The 19,024-nt window shown below is 52.6% G+C and carries 17 protein-coding genes; 9 read left to right on the top strand and 8 right to left on the bottom strand.

Going from position 1 to position 19,024, the window contains the following annotated elements; translation table 11 throughout:
- From CLV80_RS05040 to CLV80_RS05030, 3 genes are read right to left on the bottom strand one after another with little or no spacing between them, the layout of a single operon-like run.
- The gene (locus CLV80_RS05040; RefSeq protein ID WP_106355521.1) at positions 1-978 is read right to left on the bottom strand and encodes a glucokinase; all 978 of its coding nucleotides are present in this window, start codon (positions 976-978) and stop codon (positions 1-3) included.
- Between the two features lie 8 nt (positions 979-986).
- On the bottom strand, positions 987-2,309 hold the full coding sequence (locus CLV80_RS05035; RefSeq protein ID WP_106355519.1) for a GH1 family beta-glucosidase: 1,323 nt from the start codon (positions 2,307-2,309) through the stop codon (positions 987-989).
- A gap of 1 nt (position 2,310) precedes the next feature.
- Positions 2,311-3,342 carry a LacI family DNA-binding transcriptional regulator gene (locus tag CLV80_RS05030; RefSeq protein WP_106355517.1) on the bottom strand — a complete coding sequence of 344 codons (1,032 nt, stop codon included), beginning with the start codon at positions 3,340-3,342 and terminating at the stop codon, positions 2,311-2,313.
- A 279-nt stretch (positions 3,343-3,621) separates the two neighbouring features.
- Here CLV80_RS05030 and CLV80_RS05025 point away from each other — a divergent pair, with 279 nt between their 5' ends.
- The 5 genes from CLV80_RS05025 (at position 3,622) to CLV80_RS05005 (ending at position 10,283) form a co-directional block, all read left to right on the top strand.
- On the top strand, positions 3,622-4,977 hold the full coding sequence (locus CLV80_RS05025; protein WP_106355515.1) for an ABC transporter substrate-binding protein: 1,356 nt from the start codon (positions 3,622-3,624) through the stop codon (positions 4,975-4,977).
- Positions 4,978-5,059: 82 nt separating this feature from the next.
- Positions 5,060-6,286, top strand: coding sequence for a carbohydrate ABC transporter permease (locus CLV80_RS05020; protein WP_106355513.1), 1,227 nt, complete (start codon positions 5,060-5,062; stop codon positions 6,284-6,286).
- Positions 6,286-7,437, top strand: a complete 1,152-nt coding sequence (locus CLV80_RS05015) for a carbohydrate ABC transporter permease (RefSeq protein WP_106355511.1) — start codon at positions 6,286-6,288, stop codon at positions 7,435-7,437. Before CLV80_RS05020 ends, CLV80_RS05015 begins: the two co-directional genes overlap by 1 nt.
- 90 nt (positions 7,438-7,527) lie before the next feature.
- Entirely contained in the window at positions 7,528-9,180 is a 1,653-nt protein-coding gene (locus tag CLV80_RS05010; RefSeq protein ID WP_106355509.1) for an alpha-glucosidase, read from the top strand.
- 11 nt (positions 9,181-9,191) lie between these two features.
- Positions 9,192-10,283 (top strand): ABC transporter ATP-binding protein, encoded by a 1,092-nt coding sequence (locus CLV80_RS05005; protein ID WP_106355507.1) that lies wholly within the window; start codon positions 9,192-9,194, stop codon positions 10,281-10,283.
- Positions 10,284-10,352: 69 nt separating this feature from the next.
- Here CLV80_RS05005 and CLV80_RS05000 read toward each other — a convergent pair whose 3' ends face one another.
- From CLV80_RS05000 to CLV80_RS04985, 4 genes are all read right to left on the bottom strand, one after another.
- Entirely contained in the window at positions 10,353-11,420 is a 1,068-nt protein-coding gene (locus CLV80_RS05000; RefSeq protein WP_106355505.1) for a dihydropteroate synthase, read from the bottom strand.
- Complete coding sequence (locus tag CLV80_RS04995) at positions 11,417-12,352, bottom strand: methylenetetrahydrofolate reductase (protein ID WP_106355503.1); 936 nt, start codon at positions 12,350-12,352, stop codon at positions 11,417-11,419. Before CLV80_RS04995 ends, CLV80_RS05000 begins: the two co-directional genes overlap by 4 nt.
- Before the next feature lie 41 nt (positions 12,353-12,393).
- Positions 12,394-12,690 (bottom strand): virulence factor, encoded by a 297-nt coding sequence (locus tag CLV80_RS04990; protein WP_106355501.1) that lies wholly within the window; start codon positions 12,688-12,690, stop codon positions 12,394-12,396.
- A 171-nt stretch (positions 12,691-12,861) separates the two neighbouring features.
- A complete protein-coding gene (locus CLV80_RS04985) occupies positions 12,862-14,031 on the bottom strand; it encodes an MFS transporter (protein WP_106355499.1) in 1,170 nt (389 codons plus the stop codon).
- 77 nt (positions 14,032-14,108) lie between these two features.
- Here CLV80_RS04985 and CLV80_RS04980 point away from each other — a divergent pair, with 77 nt between their 5' ends.
- The 3 genes from CLV80_RS04980 to CLV80_RS04970 all read left to right on the top strand — a co-directional run bounded on the left by CLV80_RS04980 (position 14,109) and on the right by CLV80_RS04970 (position 17,032).
- Positions 14,109-15,080 carry a GlxA family transcriptional regulator gene (locus tag CLV80_RS04980; protein ID WP_106355497.1) on the top strand — a complete coding sequence of 324 codons (972 nt, stop codon included), beginning with the start codon at positions 14,109-14,111 and terminating at the stop codon, positions 15,078-15,080.
- A gap of 92 nt (positions 15,081-15,172) precedes the next feature.
- The gene (locus CLV80_RS04975) at positions 15,173-16,285 is read left to right on the top strand and encodes a Ppx/GppA phosphatase family protein (protein WP_106355495.1); all 1,113 of its coding nucleotides are present in this window, start codon (positions 15,173-15,175) and stop codon (positions 16,283-16,285) included.
- Positions 16,286-16,300: 15 nt separating this feature from the next.
- Entirely contained in the window at positions 16,301-17,032 is a 732-nt protein-coding gene (locus CLV80_RS04970) for an RlmE family RNA methyltransferase (protein ID WP_106355493.1), read from the top strand.
- 1 nt (position 17,033) lies between these two features.
- On the opposite strand, the gene CLV80_RS04965 is transcribed toward CLV80_RS04970, so the two are convergent.
- Positions 17,034-17,432: a hypothetical protein gene (locus CLV80_RS04965; RefSeq protein WP_311135517.1), complete on the bottom strand. Its 399-nt coding sequence runs from the start codon at positions 17,430-17,432 to the stop codon at positions 17,034-17,036.
- Between the two features lie 390 nt (positions 17,433-17,822).
- Here CLV80_RS04965 and recA point away from each other — a divergent pair, with 390 nt between their 5' ends.
- Positions 17,823-18,899, top strand: coding sequence for a recombinase RecA (gene recA, locus CLV80_RS04960; RefSeq protein ID WP_106355489.1), 1,077 nt, complete (start codon positions 17,823-17,825; stop codon positions 18,897-18,899).
- The last annotated feature ends 125 nt before the right edge of the window (positions 18,900-19,024 follow it).

The following is a 19,024-nucleotide window of genomic DNA, read 5'->3' as shown; positions in this document are numbered from 1 at the left end:
TTAGTGACCTTTAGAAAGGCTTACAAGGTGTGCGGCTGAGCCTGTCAAAGCGGCATAGTCATCGTGAACGACATGTACGCCAAAATTGGTCATAAAGCCTGCAAAACGCCCCTTATCGCGAAATGCGTCGCCAAACCCTAGCGTGGTCAAATGTGCAGAGATCGCACGTGCAACGCCGCCCACCAAATACACCCCACCAAAGGGTAATTGGATCAGGGACAGGTTGCCGCAAACGGTCCCCAAAATACGGGTGAATAAACGCGCGGCTTCGATCGCGCGCGCGTCTGTCCCGTTGTCGCAGTGCACCATGATGTCTTTGGCTGACAGTTCACGCGGATCGTTGGCTTCGACACCTAAGAAGGCATAAGCGCGTTCAAGCCCTCGTCCAGAAAGAACGTCTTCGACGGCAGGAAAGCCATGTGCTGTGGACACAAACTGGCAAAGACGCAGCTCCATTTCGTTACGGATCGGTAGGTTTGCGTGTCCGCTCTCTGATGGGGGGACAACACGTCCGTGTTCAAGATCAAACACAGGCGCTGCGTTAAAGCCTGTTCCGACACCGACAACCAGCTTTGCCGCGTTATCGGGTACATCCGGCCCTTCAAGCACAGTTTGGATGTTTTCTGGGTCAAGGTGTCCCAAGGCATGCCCTTGCGCTTGAAGGTCATTCAGGATCGCCACAGTTTCAGCGCCAGTCGCACGCAAAAGCGTATCTTTGTCGATGGTCCAATCTAGGTTGGTCATCGTTGCTTCGCCGTCGCGTACAGGGCCCGCTACGGCCACACAGGTTGCGATCGGGTCAACGTCGCCTTCGTCGCTGATGTATTGGCGCAATACAGATTCCAATCCTGGGAATTTGTTGTTGCTGTAGCGCCGGATTGTATGTGTTAGAACTTTCTTGCCATCGGCAAGCGCAACACGCGTATTTGTGCCACCAATATCAGCGACGAGTGAATAAATGTTGTCTGGGTGGCTCATGGGGGGACCTAACGCGCGATAGCTGTTTTAAGTGCGTGATAAGACGCTTTTGGCGTCCGCTTCAAGGTGTCAAAATCAACATGGATCATACCGAAGCGCTTCTCATAGCCAAAGGCCCATTCATAGTTATCGAGTAAGGACCAATAGAAGAAACCTTTGACGTTTGCGCCTTCTGCGATGGCGTGTTTTGCGGCCATAATATGGTCTGAAACATACTGCATCCGAACCGGATCAAATACCGCACCATTTTCAACATGATCGTCCCAGGCCATCCCATTTTCGGTCACATAGATCGGCATATCACCCACGTATTCTCGGGACATCCGGGTTAGAATGCCTTGCAGCCCTTGGGGGTAAATTTCCCATCCCATTTGCGTCAGGTCTAATGTTGGTTCAGCCGCTTTTAAGCTTGGCCATGCAGTATCAGGATCAGGTAAAATTTCATGACGAGTGTAGTAGTTCACACCAAGCCAGTCCATTTTTTGACTAATCTGGGCCATGTCGTCTTGCCAACCTGCAGGCATATGATCACCGAATCCATCAAGAACCTCTTGGGGGTAGGTGCCTTTGGTTGCAGCTTCGATAAACCAACGATTATAGATCGCGTCTTGTAGGTTTGCGGCGGCAATCGTGGCAGGTTCATCATTCGCAGGCGGGCTATGTTCAAAGTTCAAAACGATACCGCAATTATCCATTCCTTTGGCGCGCAGCCGTGTAATGGCCTCACCATGAGCAAGCATGATGTGATGCATCGCGCGCGCGGTCGCGCGAAGATCGCGTAATCCCGGTGCATGGTGGCCAAGGAAATGCGATAGGAATGACACGCACCACGGTTCGTTGATGGTTGCGATGGATGCCATTCGGTCGCCGATTTTGTCGGTGATGATATCCGTGTAATCGCCAAAGTATTTGGTCGTATCCCGATTGGTCCAGCCGCCTTTATCCGCAAGCGCCGAGGGAAGTTCCCAATGATAAAGTGTTTGGAATGGCTTCAGTCCGCGTTCGAGGATCGCGTCAGTCAAACGGTCGTAAAAATCCAATCCTTCAGGGTTCACCGTGCGCCCGTCAGGCATCACGCGTGCCCAAGATGTTGAAAACCGGTAGGCGTCCATCCCAGCATCTTTGAGAAGATCAAGATCTTCTGGGTAGCGGTGGTAGTGGTCGCAGGCCAGTGCACCGTCTTCGGCACGGATAACATTGCCGGGTGTGGCTGCAAACGTGTCCCAATGGGTTGAACCTGCGCCACCAAATTTGTGACCTTCGATTTGATAGGCAGCCGTGGCAGCACCAAACAAGAAATCCTTTGGGAAATCAGAGCGTTTAAAGTCCATCTTAATCCTTTCGGGGGGCCGGGCCCGTTGATTGCCCAACCACAAATTCACATTCAAGAATGACGCGTTGTGGCGGTTTTGTTGTGTGTTCGATTGTATTCAAAAGCACCTCTGCCAGCCGTCGTCCGGCAGTGCGCACGGATGAGCGTGTGGCGGTGAAAATCGGGGTATCGCCACCGTTTTGCAGGTATGACAGAACGTCATCGTGGGTGATGACCGATACGTCTTTGCCCATGGTCAATCCGTGATCTTCGATCGCCCGGCGCACACCAAGGGCGCTGATCAATGACGCGCACAGAAACGCTGTCGGCGGATTAGGCAGCGCAAGCTGCTTATAAGCAGCCTCATATCCGATGATCTCGGTCATTTCGTTAGAACACATCAATGCGGTATCAATCGGAATGCCATGAGAACGTAAAGAGGCTTCGTATCCGCACCGCCGTCGGTGTGCAAAGTCCATGTTTTCAAGACCGTTGACGAGGGCGATCCGACGATGGCCGAGATCAAATAAATAGTCAGTTGCTTGCTCGAAGGCTTCGTGGTTGTTCACGTCCAAAAAGGTATAGGGCAGGTCGCAATGTGTCACCTGGCCGTGTACAGCAAAGGGTAGTTCAAGGCTGGTCAGAAGCGCGATCCGGGGGTCATCGATACGCGGACCGTGGACAATCACCCCGTCGACGGCGCGACGCGATTTGAGGCTGCGATAGATTTGTTCTTCGTTCAGATCGTCCACGATAGACAAGATCATTTCAAAGCCGTTGCGGGCATATGTTTCACCAGCGCCAGCGATAAAATCACCAAAAACAGGGTTAACCATTTCGTGTTTGGTCGACACGGGAATAACGTGTCCAATTGCAAGCGCACGACCAGTGGCAAGTCCCTTTGCACGGGTGCTTGGGTGGTAATTGAACTCTTTCGCGGCACGTTCGACTCGGTGTCGAGTTGCTGCGCTTACCTCTGGATAGCCGTTCAGCGCGCGGCTGACCGTCGTTTGGCTAAGACCTAGGTTTTTAGAGAGTTCTTTGAGGTTCATGGTGCTTCGGGGTGCCGCTTTCGTGGGTCAATATTGAAGTGAAAGCCCGATTTTTGGGCGTAAAACTGTTTCGTAATCGTTTCAGTAGTCAGCATTTTGTCAAATTCCAAGAACTTTTTGATGTCAGGCAGTTGTTGACTTTGGTGCTATGTTGGATGAGTGTAAACAAATCCAAAGCGCTTTGGGAAGCTCTGATTCCTGCTGCGCTTGACGGAGGTGAGTGCACGTGATGTGCTTTTTAGATTGCGCGCTATTTTGGCGTGAATGGGAGGACAATCCATGAAAACGAAACTTTATGCAGGCGTTGCAGCCGTTGCTTTGTCGGCAGGCATGGCAAACGCAGCGAGCCACGTTGAGCTGACGCCGGGCGAGGGTGACTTCACTTGGGATAGCTATAACTCTTTTGCCGAAGCAAATGATTTTGCGGGCGAAACAGTCACAATTTCGGGCCCTTGGTTGGGTTTGGAAGCTGACAACTTCGCGAGCATGGCAGCATTGTTTGAAGCCGCAACTGGCGCAAGCGTTTCATACGTAGGTTCTGACAGCTTTGAGCAGCAGATCGTTATCGATGCCGAGGCTGGCTCTGCTCCTAACATCGCTGTGTTCCCACAGCCTGGTCTTGCGGCAAACATGGCTGCTCGTGGCCTGTTGACTGCGCTACCAGAAGGTACAGCTGATTGGATCAACGACAATTACGCCGCTGGTTCGTCTTGGGTTGATTTGGGCAGCTATCCAAATGCTGACGGCGAAACAGAAACTTACGGTTTCTTCTTTAACGTCAACGTGAAATCGCTGGTTTGGTATGTTCCAGAGAACTTCGAAGACGCTGGCTATGAAGTCCCAACAACGATGGAAGAACTGCTTGCGCTGTCCGACCAAATCGTCGCTGATGGTGGTACACCATGGTGCATCGGTCTGGGGTCGGGTGCTGCGACTGGTTGGCCTGCGACTGACTGGGTCGAAGACATCATGCTGCGCACTGCGTCATTGGAAACATATGACGGCTGGACAACAAACGACGTTAAGTTTGACGATCCTGCAGTGATCAACGCAATCGAAACATTCGGCAAATTCGCACGCAACGACGCGTGGGTTGCTGGTGGCGCCGGCGCTGTCGCAACAACCGACTTCCGCGAAAGCCCAAAAGGCCTGTTTGACAGCCCTCCACAGTGCTACATGCACCGTCAGGCGTCGTTCATTCCTGCGTTCTTCCCAGAAGGCACAGAGCTTGGCGAAGATGCTGACTTCTTCTACTTCCCATCTTTCGAAGCCGAAGATCTGGGTAACCCGGTTCTGGGTGGTGGTACGCTTATGGCGATCACAACTGCATCTGACGCGACTAACGCATTCATGGAATTCATGAAGCTGCCAGTCGCACACGAAGCAATGATGGCCCAAGGCGGCTTCCTGACACCACACTCTGGTGTGAACACAGCGACATATGCTGATGACACACTGCGTGGTCAGGGCGACATCCTGCTGAACGCGACATCTTTCCGCTTTGACGGTTCTGACCTGATGCCGGGCGCTGTTGGCGCAGGTTCTTTCTGGACTGGCATGGTTGACTACACAGGCGGCAAAGACGCAGCAGCAGTCGCTGCTGACATCCAAGCTTCTTGGGACGCAATTAAGTAAGCGATACCGCTTATGAGAAATTGGGCCAGCGCGGTATTTATCGCGCTGGCCCCCACAAGTTTTACCCGGGGGGGAACGGACGATGCATCCAGCGGCACAGGGTCTTCTGACAATTTTTCTAGGGGTAGGTGGATGTATCGCCTATTTCTACTTTTCCAACCAATTTCTAGACAAGGTTTTGTTCCCTGCAAAAGGTGAACACGCTGGTCGCAACATTAACCGCGCTAACATGGTGCGCCCTTGGCTCTTTCTTTTTCCAGCAATTTTTGCCCTTGGTCTTTACCTCGCTTACCCCGTCTTCGCGACGCTGTGGTATTCATTGACGGACCGTGATCAAGGCGGTGCTTTTGTTGGGTTAGCCAACTATCGCCAGATGTTTGACGACCCCAAATTCTGGGAAGCTGTTCAAAACAACATGCTGTGGCTGCTTGTTGTGCCTGCTGCATCGACTGCGTTTGGTCTACTTGCTGCGCAACTGACTGACCGGATCAAATGGGGCTCAATCGCGAAATCCTTGATCTTTATGCCAATGGCCATTTCATTCGTCGGTGCCTCGGTCATCTTTAAACTGATCTATGATACGCGCCCCGTCGGCCAAAGCCAGATTGGTGTACTCAATGCGGTGTGGCTACAATTTGACGGCGGGGTAGGGTCGTTCCTGATCTTACGTTTGGTGCCGGGCCTATTGATGATCTGTGCTGCTGCCGCTGCGCTTTATGTTGCTTGGGGCATGGTACAAAAAGCGCTCGTCGGCAAAGGTGGCGGTTTGGCAACTGCGCTTCGCGGGGTAGGTACTTTGCTTCTTGCCGGCATCGCATTTGCAGCGCTTGCTTTGGCGTTTGGCGCGTTCACAAAAACCTACGCATACGGTGTTCCACAGACTTGGCTGACGATCCCGGGCTGGAACTCATTCTTCTTGATGATCGTATTGATCTGGATCCAGACTGGTTTCGCGATGGTGATCTTGTCCGCCGCACTTCGCGGTATTCCCGAAGAAACAGTCGAGGCTGCAATCGTTGATGGCGCGAACCCGTTTCAGGTCTTCTTTAAGATCAAGATGCCACAGATTTCTGGGACAATTGTCGTCGTTTGGACAACCATTACGCTGGTCGTTCTTAAGGTCTTTGACATTGTATTCGCGATGACAAACGGCCAGTGGGAAACCCAAGTTCTGGCCAACTATATGTACGACAAACTGTTCCGGGCAAACGACTGGGGCCTTGGATCCGCGAGCGCGATGATCATCATGTTGCTTGTGTCACCCATTCTAATTTGGAACGTCTATAACGCCCGCAAGGAGATGCGCTGATGGATAATATTGCTGGCAGCAAGTCCTCTTTAACGTGGATCGTTCACATCTCTGTGGCGCTTCTTGTGGCGCTGTGGTTGTTCCCAACCGTTGGTCTTTTGGTGTCATCATTCCGGACGACTGACCAGATTTCTAGCTCTGGTTGGTGGCAGTCACTGTTCCCGACGGAACAGAACGTTACATTGCGGACAACCGATCCCGACGACGAAGGTGTGCAGACACTTGTAGATGGCGTTTACACGATCACAGGCAATTTGTTTGAAGAAGCAGGCGCAGAAATTAGCGTTTGGGGATCATCGTCACGCGCGATTGATGCCTACACTGTGGGCGAGACAGCTGACCTTGGCGATGGTGAAACAATCACCGTGCAAGCGAACGGTGACTACGTATGGACTGGAAACGAAGAACTATCAGGCCGGGGGCAACGTGTTTTTGCAACAGCGAAAACACCGCCAGAGTTTACTTGGGCTAACTACAAACGCGTATTGTTCAGCGGGTCATCGACAGACAGCATGGCCAAGGCGTTCTTTAATACGCTGACCGTGACGATCCCGGCGACCATCATTCCAATCGTTATCGCAGCCTTTGCAGCCTATGCGCTGGCATGGATGGATTTCCCAGGTCGTGCGATCCTTATCGCGCTGGTCGTTGGATTGCTGGTTGTGCCGTTGCAGCTTGCTTTGATCCCACTACTGCGCTTACATCTGAACATCGGTATCGGCAAAGGGTATCTGGGGGTTTGGCTCGCGCATACCGGCTTTGGGCTTCCGCTCGCGATCTATCTGCTGCGGAACTATATGGTCGGACTGCCGCGCGACATCATCGAGAACGCAAAGGTTGATGGCGCAACTGATTTCCAGATCTTCACCAAGATCATTCTGCCGCTGTCTTTCCCCGCGCTTGCGTCATTTGCGATCTTCCAATTCCTGTGGACTTGGAACGATCTACTGGTCGCCAAAGTGTTCTTGATCGACGCGACCGGGCAAACCACCGTCATGACGAACCAAATCGTCGAATTGTTAGGGACGCGGGGTGGTAACTGGGAAATCCTTGCCACAGCGGCATTCGTGTCGATCGCGGTGCCATTGGCCGTGTTCTTCGCCATGCAAAAGTATCTCGTGCGCGGTCTGTTGGCCGGCTCGGTTAAGTAAGCCTGTCTTGGGAACCCCCAAGGCTTTCATCAAATCCATCCCAAAGCCCCGTGCAAAGTCACGGGGCGGGGTGCAGTAGGAACGACGTTTATGACTACGGCTCTTGCCACAAAACCTGGAAACGCCAACGACAAAGATTGGTGGCGCGGTGCGGTGATCTATCAGATTTATCCGCGTAGCTATCAGGACAGTAACGGTGATGGCATTGGCGATCTTTTGGGTATCGTTCAACGGCTTCCATACATCGCGTCGCTTGGCGTCGATGCAATCTGGATTTCACCATTCTTCATGTCGCCCATGAAGGATTTTGGCTATGACGTTAGCGATTATTGCGATGTCGATCCGATGTTCGGATCACTGGCAGATTTCGATGCGGTGATTGAAACGGCACACAGCCTTGGCGTGAAGGTCATGATTGACCTTGTGCTTAGCCACACCAGTGATCAGCACCCTTGGTTTGCTGAAAGCCGGGCTAACAAAATCAATGACAAGGCGAACTGGTATGTTTGGGCCGACCCGAAACCAGATGGGACCGCGCCGAACAACTGGCTGTCCATCTTTGGTGGGTCTGGCTGGCAGTGGGATGCGCGCCGCGAACAATATTATATGCACAACTTCCTTGTGTCCCAGCCTGACCTGAACTTCCATGAACCAGCCGTGCAAGAGGCGCTGCTGGACGTGGGCCGTTTTTGGTTGAACCGTGGCGTTGATGGTTTCCGTCTGGATACGATCAATTTCTACATGCATGACGAACAGTTGCGCGATAACCCTGCGCTGCCACCTGAACGCCGGAACGCAAACACTGCGCCAGCGGTGAACCCGTACAACCACCAAGAACACCTGTACGACAAGAACCACCCCAAGAACGTTGAGTTCCTGCGCCGTCTACGTGCCGTCATGGAACCCTTTGGCGCGGCTGCGGTCGGAGAAGTCGGCGATAGCCAGCGTGGTTTGGAAATTTTGGGCGAATACACACGCGGCGATGATCTAATGCAGATGTGCTATGCGTTTGAATTCCTTGCGGCTGACATTCCAACCGCCGACCGCATCGTCGAAGTGATGGAAGAAGTTGACACGGTGGCTGGCGAAGGCTGGGCATGTTGGGCGTTTTCCAATCACGATGTGGTGCGCCACGCGACACGTTGGAACCTTGCACCCGGTGCGCAACGGATGTTCACAACTTTGATCATGTGTTTGCGTGGTTCGGTTTGTATCTACCAAGGCGAAGAACTGGGCCTGCCAGAGGCCGAAGTCGCATTTGAAGACCTGCAAGATCCATATGGCATCGAATTTTGGCCCGAATTCAAAGGCCGTGATGGTTGCCGTACGCCAATGGTTTGGACTCCTAACAGCCAAAACGGTGGCTTTTCGGACGCAAAACCGTGGTTGCCAGTCGCGTCCGAGCATTTGCCTCTTGCCGTATCAGCACAAGAAGACGAGCCGGGGGCGCTTTTGCATCACTATCGCAAAGCAATTGCATTTCGCCGTGCCCATTCGGCGCTAAGCCAAGGTAGCCACGATAAATTGCGTGCCAAAGGTGACGTTATCTATTTCACACGGACCGACGGGGAGCAGACGATTTTCTGCGCATTCAATGTAAGTGAAACACCATCCGATTTTGATTTGCCAGACGGCAACTGGATCCCCATTGGGGCCGAGTTGGGCAGCGCGCATGTGTCAGCTGACGGTCGTTTGCATCTTGGCCCATGGCAGGTTTGCCTTGCGCTGAAGACAGATATTTAAGGGAGTGAGACATGGCTGATTTAAAACTAACGGACATCGCCAAGACATATGGTGGCACTGTCGAGGTGCTGAAGCATATCGACCTTGATATCAAAGAAGGTGAGCTGATCGTTTTTGTCGGCCCTTCGGGCTGCGGTAAATCGACATTGCTGCGGATGATTGCAGGTCTTGAAAAGATCACCAGCGGTACGCTTGAGATCGACGGACAGGTCGTCAATGACGTGCCCCCGGCACAGCGTGGCATTGCGATGGTGTTCCAGTCCTACGCGCTTTATCCTCATATGACCGTTCGCGAGAACATGTCGTTTGCATTAAAGTTGGCCAAGAAATCCGCGTCCGAGATCGAAGAGGCTGTGAACAAAGCCGCACAAATTCTGCAGCTAGAGGAATACTTGGATCGGTTGCCAAAGGCACTGTCGGGCGGCCAACGTCAACGTGTTGCAATTGGCCGTTCTATTGTTCGCGACCCAAAGGTCTATCTATTTGATGAACCGCTTTCCAACCTTGATGCGGCGTTGCGTGTCGCTACCCGAATCGAAATAGCCCAACTTAAAGAATCGATGCCCGAAAGCACGATGATCTATGTCACACACGATCAAGTTGAGGCGATGACGCTTGCGTCACGTATCGTGGTTCTTGCGAACAAAGGTATCGCACAAGTTGGTACGCCGCTTGAGCTCTATGAGCGTCCAGAAAACGAATTTGTGGCGCAGTTTATCGGTTCACCTTCGATGAACCTGTTGGCCGGCGAAATCATTGAAACAGGCACGCAAACGGTCGTGACGCTGGACGGCGGCGGTACAGTGACATCTGCCGTGCCAACACGCGATAATGAAAAGGGACTCAGGGTAAACGTTGGTGTTCGCCCCGAGGATATGTTGGAGACAACCGGTGATGACTACCTGTTTGAAGGCAAAGTGAACTTTACCGAAGCTTTGGGCGAGGTAACGTTGCTGTATTTTAATAAAGTGGGCGACAACGATGCCGTGATTGGCAAATTGCCAGGTGTCCACGCTGGGTTGCGCGGCAAGTCCGTTCGCATGAAGGCGGAGCCTGAAAAAGTTCAGGTGTTTCATAACGGTAAGTCGCTTTACTATCGTTAAAGCGTTGTGAAAACAAAAAAGGACCGCTGAGAGATCAGCGGTCCTTTTGCATGGCTGAATGCCAATTGACTATCCGCGGCGGCGACGTCCGGTGCGCGCGCGACCTTCGCCGGCTTTCACGGGCGCGCGGTTGAACTTGATCCAGTCCGATCCTGACGGATCGTTGTCCGTAAGGAAGTTCGCTGCGCGGATGGCTTCCATTTCAGAGCCTGCCTTGGCTTTGGTTGATCCCATGCCAAACAGCGTGACAAACAACTCGTCATCGATGTCTTCTGGCAAGATAATCCCGGCGGCGGCGATTTCTGCTTTCTTTTCTGCGATTTTTTTGGGGCCGACGGGCAGGGCAATTGGGTTCATGATGGCGGATGTCATCCCCGCTTCCATTGCCATTGGCAGGAATGCGTTGTTCACGCCGTGACGGTTTGGCAAGCCAAAACTGATGTTGGACGCGCCGCATGTTGTGTTCACGCCTAATTCTTCGCGCAAGCGACGAACCAATGTGAACACCTGCAAACCAGCCGTGGCCATTGCGCCAATTGGCATCACAAGCGGATCAACCACGATGTCATGCGCGGGGATGCCGAAATCAGCGGCGCGCTCTACGATCTTTTTTGCGACAGCAAAGCGCACGTCGGGATCTTCGGAAATGCCTGTGTCATCGTTCGAGATCGCGACAACAGGCACGTTGTATTTCTTAACCAGCGGCAGGACGAGCTCCAACCGTTCTTCTTCGCCAGTGACAGAGTTCAGCAGCGGGCGACCCTCTGCGGCGGCAAGACCGTTTTCCAACGCGCCGGGAACAGAGCTGTCGATACACAATGGTGTGTCGACAACCGCTTGAACGCGTTCGATCAGTTCTTTCATCAACGGCGGTTCAACAAAGTTGTTGTCGGCGTAACGTGGATCTTCGGCCATTTTGTTCGAAAACACAGCGCCAGAGTTTACATCAAGGATGTTTGCGCCAGCGGCGGCTTGTGCAATTGCGTCGGCTTCGACGCGACTGAAATCGCCTTGTTCGAGTTCGGCGGCCAGAATTTTGCGACCCGTCGGGTTAATCCGTTCCCCGATCACACAAAAGGGTTGGTCGAACCCGATGATGGCAGTCTTTGTTTTAGATTCGACAATCGTGCGGGTCATAAGATTTCCTTGGTTTTATTTGCGGGGACAGTCGCGCTGCCGCCGTTATCAATTGCCCAATTTGCATTCGTCTTAATCCCGCCCAGAGGGAAGAAATGCACATTGGTGATGTTGAACTCTGGGTTTGCCGCTTTGTGGAGGGCGAGTTCGGTTAACACATCTGTTGGCTCATATGGCAAAAGAAGCTTTGTCACATCCATAGCGCGCTTTTGCAGAACCTTCAGTGAGGGGCCAACACCGCATGCAATCGCAAATTTAATCAGGGTTTGCAACTTAGCCGGACCCGCGATCCCAATATGCACGGGGATTGTGATCCCCGCATCACGCAAGGCATCAGCCCACGCGATGATTGGCTTCGCTTCAAACGCGAATTGTGTCGCTAGCGCCATTTTGGCGTCAGTCGTTTCCGAGAAGCGTTGCTTCCAATGCAGCGCTTCCATGACGTTTTTGTCGCTGCCGTCTTTGTCGATGTCGCGGTTACCTTCGGGGTGGCCGGCCACGTGCAGGCGTTTGAAATCGCCGAACAGCCCGGTTTCCAGCAACTGCATTGAGCTGTGAAAATCTCCCTTGGGTTCCGCAACACCACCGGCCAGCAACAAGGCCTGATCAACATCTGCTTCGCCTTGGTACCGCGCGATCCAATCAGCAAGCATTGCTTTGTCTTGAATGATCCGTGCAGGGAAATGCGGCATGACCTTGTAGTCATCTGCCGCTAAGCGTTTTGCTGTCGCAACCATATCTTCAATCGGTGTCCCGTCGATATGTGCGATGTAGACGCGTGTGCCTGCGGGAAGGAGGTCTTTGAAGTTGTCAATTTTTTCTGCAGTTCTCGGCATCACCTCGATTGAATAGTCTTGCAGCAAAGCAGAAATTTCGGGGGATGCCCCCAAAACAGTGGCGTCTTTCCGTTTTAAAAAGGGAAGCAGGGACATGGCGACCTCCGTAATGCGCGCGGGTATTTTGACCGGTGTCTTCAATTCCAGCCATCGTTTGCGATAAGCGTTTTCAGGCGCTCTTGATCGTATTCGGTTTCAATGCGCGCTGCCTCTGCGGTGGCGGCCTTAATATCGGTACCGTCAACGGGGTAGGGGGCGGCTTTGCGGAAGCCAGCCAGATAATCGTCAGACCCTGCTGCGCCAGATTTCATCGCAGCGCGGTCAATGGCCTGTTCAAACCGTTCTGGCAGTGGCATTTTAGTGCCTTTGCGCCCACGGCCGACGATGACTTGGGCGGGCATATCGCGCCAGTAGACAATAGTGACATCGGGCATGCGGTGATTCCCCTCATTGCTGTTACTTCGGTTCTAACATTCGATTTTTGTCCCCGATGTCGGTTTTCGACATCACGGACGCAATCAGCGACCGAGACGTGCTAACGCGGTAGGCCTGCGCGGGCTAGGGCTGCGCAGGCTCATAATCCTCATGTTCCAGATGTATCTTATTCAGATAGCGTTTGTTGCACGATGTTGACGTGTCGCAAGCGCGACGACCCCAAACCCGACCAGCCCAACAGCCACTGTGGCCAGTATTGCCCAGCCATGCACTGCAAAAATGACACCCGACGCCAGCGAGGCGAGCGCCGCACATATGGCTAAGGTCATATCGTTTATACCTTGAATCAAGGGGCGCTCTTCGGGGCGCAGTGCTGTTTGCAGCATATAGGTGCCGCCAACAAAACCAAAATTCCACCCGACGCCAAGCGCGATCAAAGCTGCATAGAATTGAAACGGTGTTTTCCCTGTTAGGGGGATCATAGCTGCAATAAGAAGCAGTATCAGCCCGCTTATTGCGATCTGCGTGCTTCCATATTTCTGGATAAGCTTCCCCGTAATAAGGCCGGGCGCAAACATTGCGACAACATGCCAACGGATCACGTCGGCGGCTTGGTCTTCACCTAAGCCGCATCCGACCATCGCGAGCGGGGTAGGTATCATCAAAAATATCATGATTGCATGGGCAAATGCAGCGACTGCAATGGCTGTCACAACCCGAGGGTTTTCGCGTAAAATTGCGATTTTATTACGGTTTAGTCGCATGGGTTTTGTAACGTCGTGCGGAATACGCAATGCGGCCACCGGGATCATCCCCAGTGTACCTAACGCGACGATCCCGATATATGCCCCTGCAAAGGGAATTGGCGCCAACAGATCCTTTAAACCGCTAAATAGTTGTGGCCCGACCAAGGCTGCCACAAGGCCGGATGCAATCGTCACTGACATGGCTTGCGCCTTGTGTTGATCATCGACAACATCCGCCGCAGCGAACCGAAAATAGTTCACGCAGATCAACCCGGCACCCAAAATGATGTGACTGATGCAAAGTAGTGAAAAGCTTTGATGTATCATTGCATAGGCCCCCAGCGCGCCACCTGCAATCGTCAGGCACGCGGCAAGCATGAACCCAGCCCTGCGGCCATATTTGCCCATAAACAGCGAAATCGGCGTGGCGACTGCAACGCCGACAATCAGTTGTACAGTTGGTGGCAAGGTTGCCATCCATTGCACCGGCGCAAGATACCCGCCAGCCAAAGCCCCTAATATAATCAGCATCGGCATCGCAGCCCCAAGCAGGATATTCCCGCATAAAATCATTGAGAAATTTCGATTAAACATCACCTATGTCCTTTGATTGGTTTCAATGAACATTATTGATTGCCTGTGTTGTCTAAAATGACATACTATCATCAATTATGGACAATACTGATCGACGCATTGATGTGCTTTTATATGACGGTGTGAATGCGGTTGACGTCACAGGGGCCGCGCAGGTTTTTAGCTCTGCGACTGATCTGGCTGACGCCCAGTATGTAATCCGCTACGTATCGATGGATGGTGATCCAGTGCAAAGCAGTTGCGGTCTACGGGTAATGGCCGATGCGGCGTTTAATATTGGTTCAGATGCGGATGACCTGATTGTTCCGGGCGGGCAGGGTGTTGATCGTGCATTGGAATGCACACCGATTTTAGATTTGATTGCGGGTTGGCAAAACCGCAATGGTCGCCGGGTTATCTCGGTGTGTTCGGGGGCTTTGTTACTTGCGAAGGCAGGGCTGCTACACGGGCGTGTTGCGACGACCCATTGGCGACGATCGGGTTATGCCGCGTCGCAATTCCCTGATGTTGATTGGCAAATTGATCGGCTTTATTGCGACGATGAAACTGTGATGACCGCTGCCGGGGTAACGTCAGGTATTGATCTGGCTCTTGCCATTTTGCGCAAAGATCATGGTGATGATACTGCATTGCAGGTGGCACGTGAAATGGTGGTCTATCTGCATAGGCCGGGTGGGCAGAACCAGTTTGCCGACGTCCTAAAGGCCCAATTCGCCCAAACCGAAGACTTGCGTGTGTTGGTCGATACTATGGTTGATAATCCTCAGCAGGGATGGACATTGGACCAGATGGCCGATGTCGCCTGTATGACGCCGCGCACGCTCACGCGGCGATTTGCAGCGGGATATGGGCTTTCGCCGGTGAAGTTTTTGGAACGTATTCGCGTGAAACAGGCCGAAGCTGCATTAGGGGCCGGTGCGCCCGTTGCAGATGCGTGCGCTGTGGCTGGATTTCGTGATTTTCAGCAAATGCAGCGCGCGTTTAAGCGCCATAACGGCACAACTGTCGGTGAATATCGCAAGCGATTTGGGCCTAATATGCGGGCTTAGACCGGTTATCTGGTCACGAAGTTGAGACGGCCCTTGCGCCACGACGCCCAGAGGCCTAGCTTGGGGATAACTCGAAAATGGAGGGCGTGACTATGGCGCCCAAGCGTCCCAAAGGTGCGGGCGCGTTCCCAAAAGCGGTCGATACCCCCGCGCCAAAACGACCTGATCCTGAATCGCTTTATGCGGCGCTGGATCTAGGTACAAATAGCTGTCGTATGTTGATTGCCCAACCAAAGGGCAGCCAATTTCATGTTGTCGATAGCTTTTCAAAATCTGTGCAGCTTGGCCATGGCCTTGAAAGCACAGGACGGTTGTCGCGTGCGTCGATGAACCGAACCATTTCTGCTATGCGGATTTGCCGTGAAAAACTAAAACGTCACGGCGTAAAGCACATGCGTCTTGTCGCGACCGAAGCCTGCCGGCGCGCACATAACGGTAGCAATTTCATTGCACAGGTGCGGCGTGAAACAGGGATGGAGCTTGAAATTATCAAGCCCGAAGAGGAAGCCCGGCTTGCCGTGATTTCCTGTGCGCCTTTGGTCAGCGTGAACACGGAACAACTTCTTGTCGTGGATATTGGCGGCGGTTCGACCGAGCTGGTTTGGATTGACCTTACCAATGTCCCCAAACGCGAACGGCCGCGCGCTATTATGCGTTTACATGCGGGTTTTAAGTCTGATCCAGGTCCTTTTGCTGCGGCGAAAGTGGTTGACTGGATCTCTGTTCCGTTGGGCGTCGCGACGCTGCGCGACCAATTCGCTGATGTCGAAGATGATGCCGCACGGTTTGCACTGATGAGCTGGTTCTTTGAGGAAAACTTAGAAGAGTTTTCGCCTTATGCTGCTGCCCAAGCGCGCGAAGGGTTTCAGATTATCGGAACAAGTGGAACGGTAACAACCGTCGCAGCGAGCTATTTAGGGCTCAAGCGCTATGATCGCACCAAAGTCGATGGGTTGCGCATGACGTCTGACCAGATTGATACCGTCATCCGAGACTATCTGACGCTTGGTCCGGCCGGTCGACGTGCTGACCCGCGCATTGGAAAAGATCGCCAAGCGCTGATCATGTCAGGCTCTGCAATTTTGCAGGCGTTGATGCGGCTTTGGCCGACAGATCGGCTGTCTGTGGCGGACCGTGGTTTACGCGAAGGGCTACTTTATGCGCAAATGTCCGCAGATGGGGTCTTGGAAGACGCACCGTTTTAAGCGATAGGCAAGAGTATGGCCAAGAAAACAACAAAGAACTCATCCGGACGCGGACAACGCGATCTGACGGTTAAGGTAAAGACTGCAAAAGGGCGCAAGCTTAGCTCGACGCTGTGGCTGCAGCGGCAATTGAACGATCCTTACGTAAAGCGTGCGCAGACAGATGGGTACCGCGGGCGGGCGGCCTATAAGATTTTGGAACTTGATGACAAGTTTCGGTTTCTTGTGCCGGGTGCGCGCATTGTTGATCTGGGTTGTGCGCCCGGTGGTTGGCTACAAGTTGCTGTTAAGCGTGCAAACACATTGGGCGAACGCAAGAGCAAGGCGCAAGGCTATGTTCTTGGCGTTGACCTGCAAGAGGTTGATCCGATTGCGGGCGCCGAAATCCATCAGCTTGATTTCCTAGAAGACGATGCCGACCAAAAGGTCATGGGCTGGCTTGGCGGTACGGCTGATGTTGTAATGTCTGATATGGCGGCCTCTGCGTCAGGACATAAACAGACGGATCACCTGCGGATCATGACGCTGTGCGAAGCTGCGGCCTATTTTGCGTTCGATGTTCTGACCGAAGGCGGCACGTTCGTTGCCAAAGTTTTGGCCGGTGGGGCAGAAGGCGATTTACAAAAATTGCTTAAGTCGCGGTTTACCAAAGTTGCAAACGTAAAACCGCCTGCGTCGCGGTCTGACAGCTCTGAAAAATTCGTTGTGGCGACAGGTTTCAAAGGTCGGGTTGACGACGAATCCTAAACTAAGACTGCGCGCGTTCCCAAATCGCGAATTCTTCACTGCGCTTTTCGTGCAATTTGTCTTTGATATCCGGTGATAGCTGTAGATCAAGGACTGGCGAAACATTCCTCATCGGTAGATCGATTTCTACATCAAGACGTTGTTCAAGAAATTGAACGGCTTTGTTGAGGGATTCGTATCGAAATAAGTGATCGACACCAAGATTATCGTCATTCAAGCGCACAAATTTATTTTGCGATCCAACCTTTGCAAATTCTGCTGGCTTGCCTTTGCAATATTCGAGCACAAAGTCGTCAAAGCTAATGTTGGCAGTGCTATTTTCATGGCCCAAAAGTGCATCACGCGTGCGGTAGCGATACCAGCTTCCCAGCCAGTCAACAGGATGTCGGATGATGGCCATCACTTCGGGCCCAGTTTCCTGTGATTGGTTTATGAGGGGACGTAAGAATCGCTGATATCGGCGCATGTTTACGTGTTTAATCGACGGAGGGTTTCGCAAAACCATAGATGCCCGCGGCGCAAGGGCAGCAGATAGGGCCGATGTTCCGGTCTTTGGGACGGCAAGGATAACGAGTTGTTCTTTGGCAAAAACAAGCATTTATGAGGTAAATCTCCATCAGGTCACGGTGGACCATAAGTCATCAATATAATTTTAACCACTATCGAGAAAGCTGTGGATAGGAAATTTTTAGTTGCAATGTTCTCCTTTTGGTCTCATTGGTGTGGGAACATAAAAAGAACAAAGCAGTGATTGCCGCCTTGGCAGGCGCGTGAAATAAGGACTTGAAACATGGCAACGGCAGAGCTCCTCAAAATGGCTGACAAGAAAACGGCAGATAAAGAAAAAGCGCTCGAAAGCGCATTAGCGCAAATCGAACGTCAGTTCGGTAAGGGCTCTATTATGAAGCTCGGCGGTCAAAATCAGATGGCCGACATCGAGGCAACATCGACCGGTTCACTGGGGCTTGATATTGCGCTTGGCATCGGCGGTCTGCCCAAAGGGCGGATCATTGAAATTTATGGGCCAGAATCTTCTGGTAAAACCACTCTGACGCTCCATGCGATCGCGGAAGAACAGAAAAAAGGCGGTGTTTGCGCGTTTGTAGACGCCGAACACGCGCTTGATCCGACCTATGCGAAAAAGTTGGGTGTGAACCTAGATGAACTGCTGATTTCTCAGCCCGACACAGGGGAACAGGCGCTCGAGATCGTGGATACGTTGGTGCGTTCAGGTGCCGTGAGCATGGTCATCGTCGACTCGGTTGCGGCGTTGACGCCGAAGTCAGAGCTTGAGGGTGATATGGGTGACAGCAGCGTTGGTGTGCATGCGCGTCTGATGTCGCAAGCGATGCGTAAGCTAACTGGTTCGATTAACCGTTCCGGTTGTATGGTTATCTTTATCAACCAAATCCGGATGAAAATTGGCGTTATGTTTGGCTCGCCTGAAACAACAACGGGCGGTAACGCGTTGAAATTCTATGCGTCTGTCCGTTTGGATATTCGTCGGATCGGCGCAATCAAAGACCGTGACGAAATTGTCGGTAACGCTACTCGTGTGAAGGTCGTGAAAAACAAGGTAGCACCTCCGTTCAAGCAGGTTGAATTTGACATCATGTATGGCGAAGGCATTTCCAAGATGGGTGAATTGCTTGACCTTGGTGTGAAAGCTGGTGTCGTCGAAAAATCAGGCGCATGGTTTAGCTATGGCGACGAACGCATTGGGCAGGGCCGTGAGAATTCTAAGACGTTCTTGCGTGAAAACTCGGCCATTGCGATTGAGATTGAAGATAAGATTCGTGCCGCGCACGGTCTAGATTTTGATGCACCAATGGGTGGTCCTGACGATGACGATCTTGTCGAGGTATAGGTCCGCGCGTTGAATTGAATAGAAGGCGTCGCCGTTGCGGCGCCTTTTTCGTTGCTGAACCCGATTTATCTATAGCAAGAATTGCCTGCGTACTGTGGACAGTGGGCAGGTGCACCGCTATTTCT

The sequence above is a fragment of the Yoonia maritima genome (genome assembly GCF_003003285.1).
In the GTDB taxonomy this organism is placed as follows: Bacteria; Pseudomonadota; Alphaproteobacteria; order Rhodobacterales; family Rhodobacteraceae; genus Yoonia; species Yoonia maritima.
This window is presented reverse-complemented; position numbering and strand designations above follow the sequence as displayed.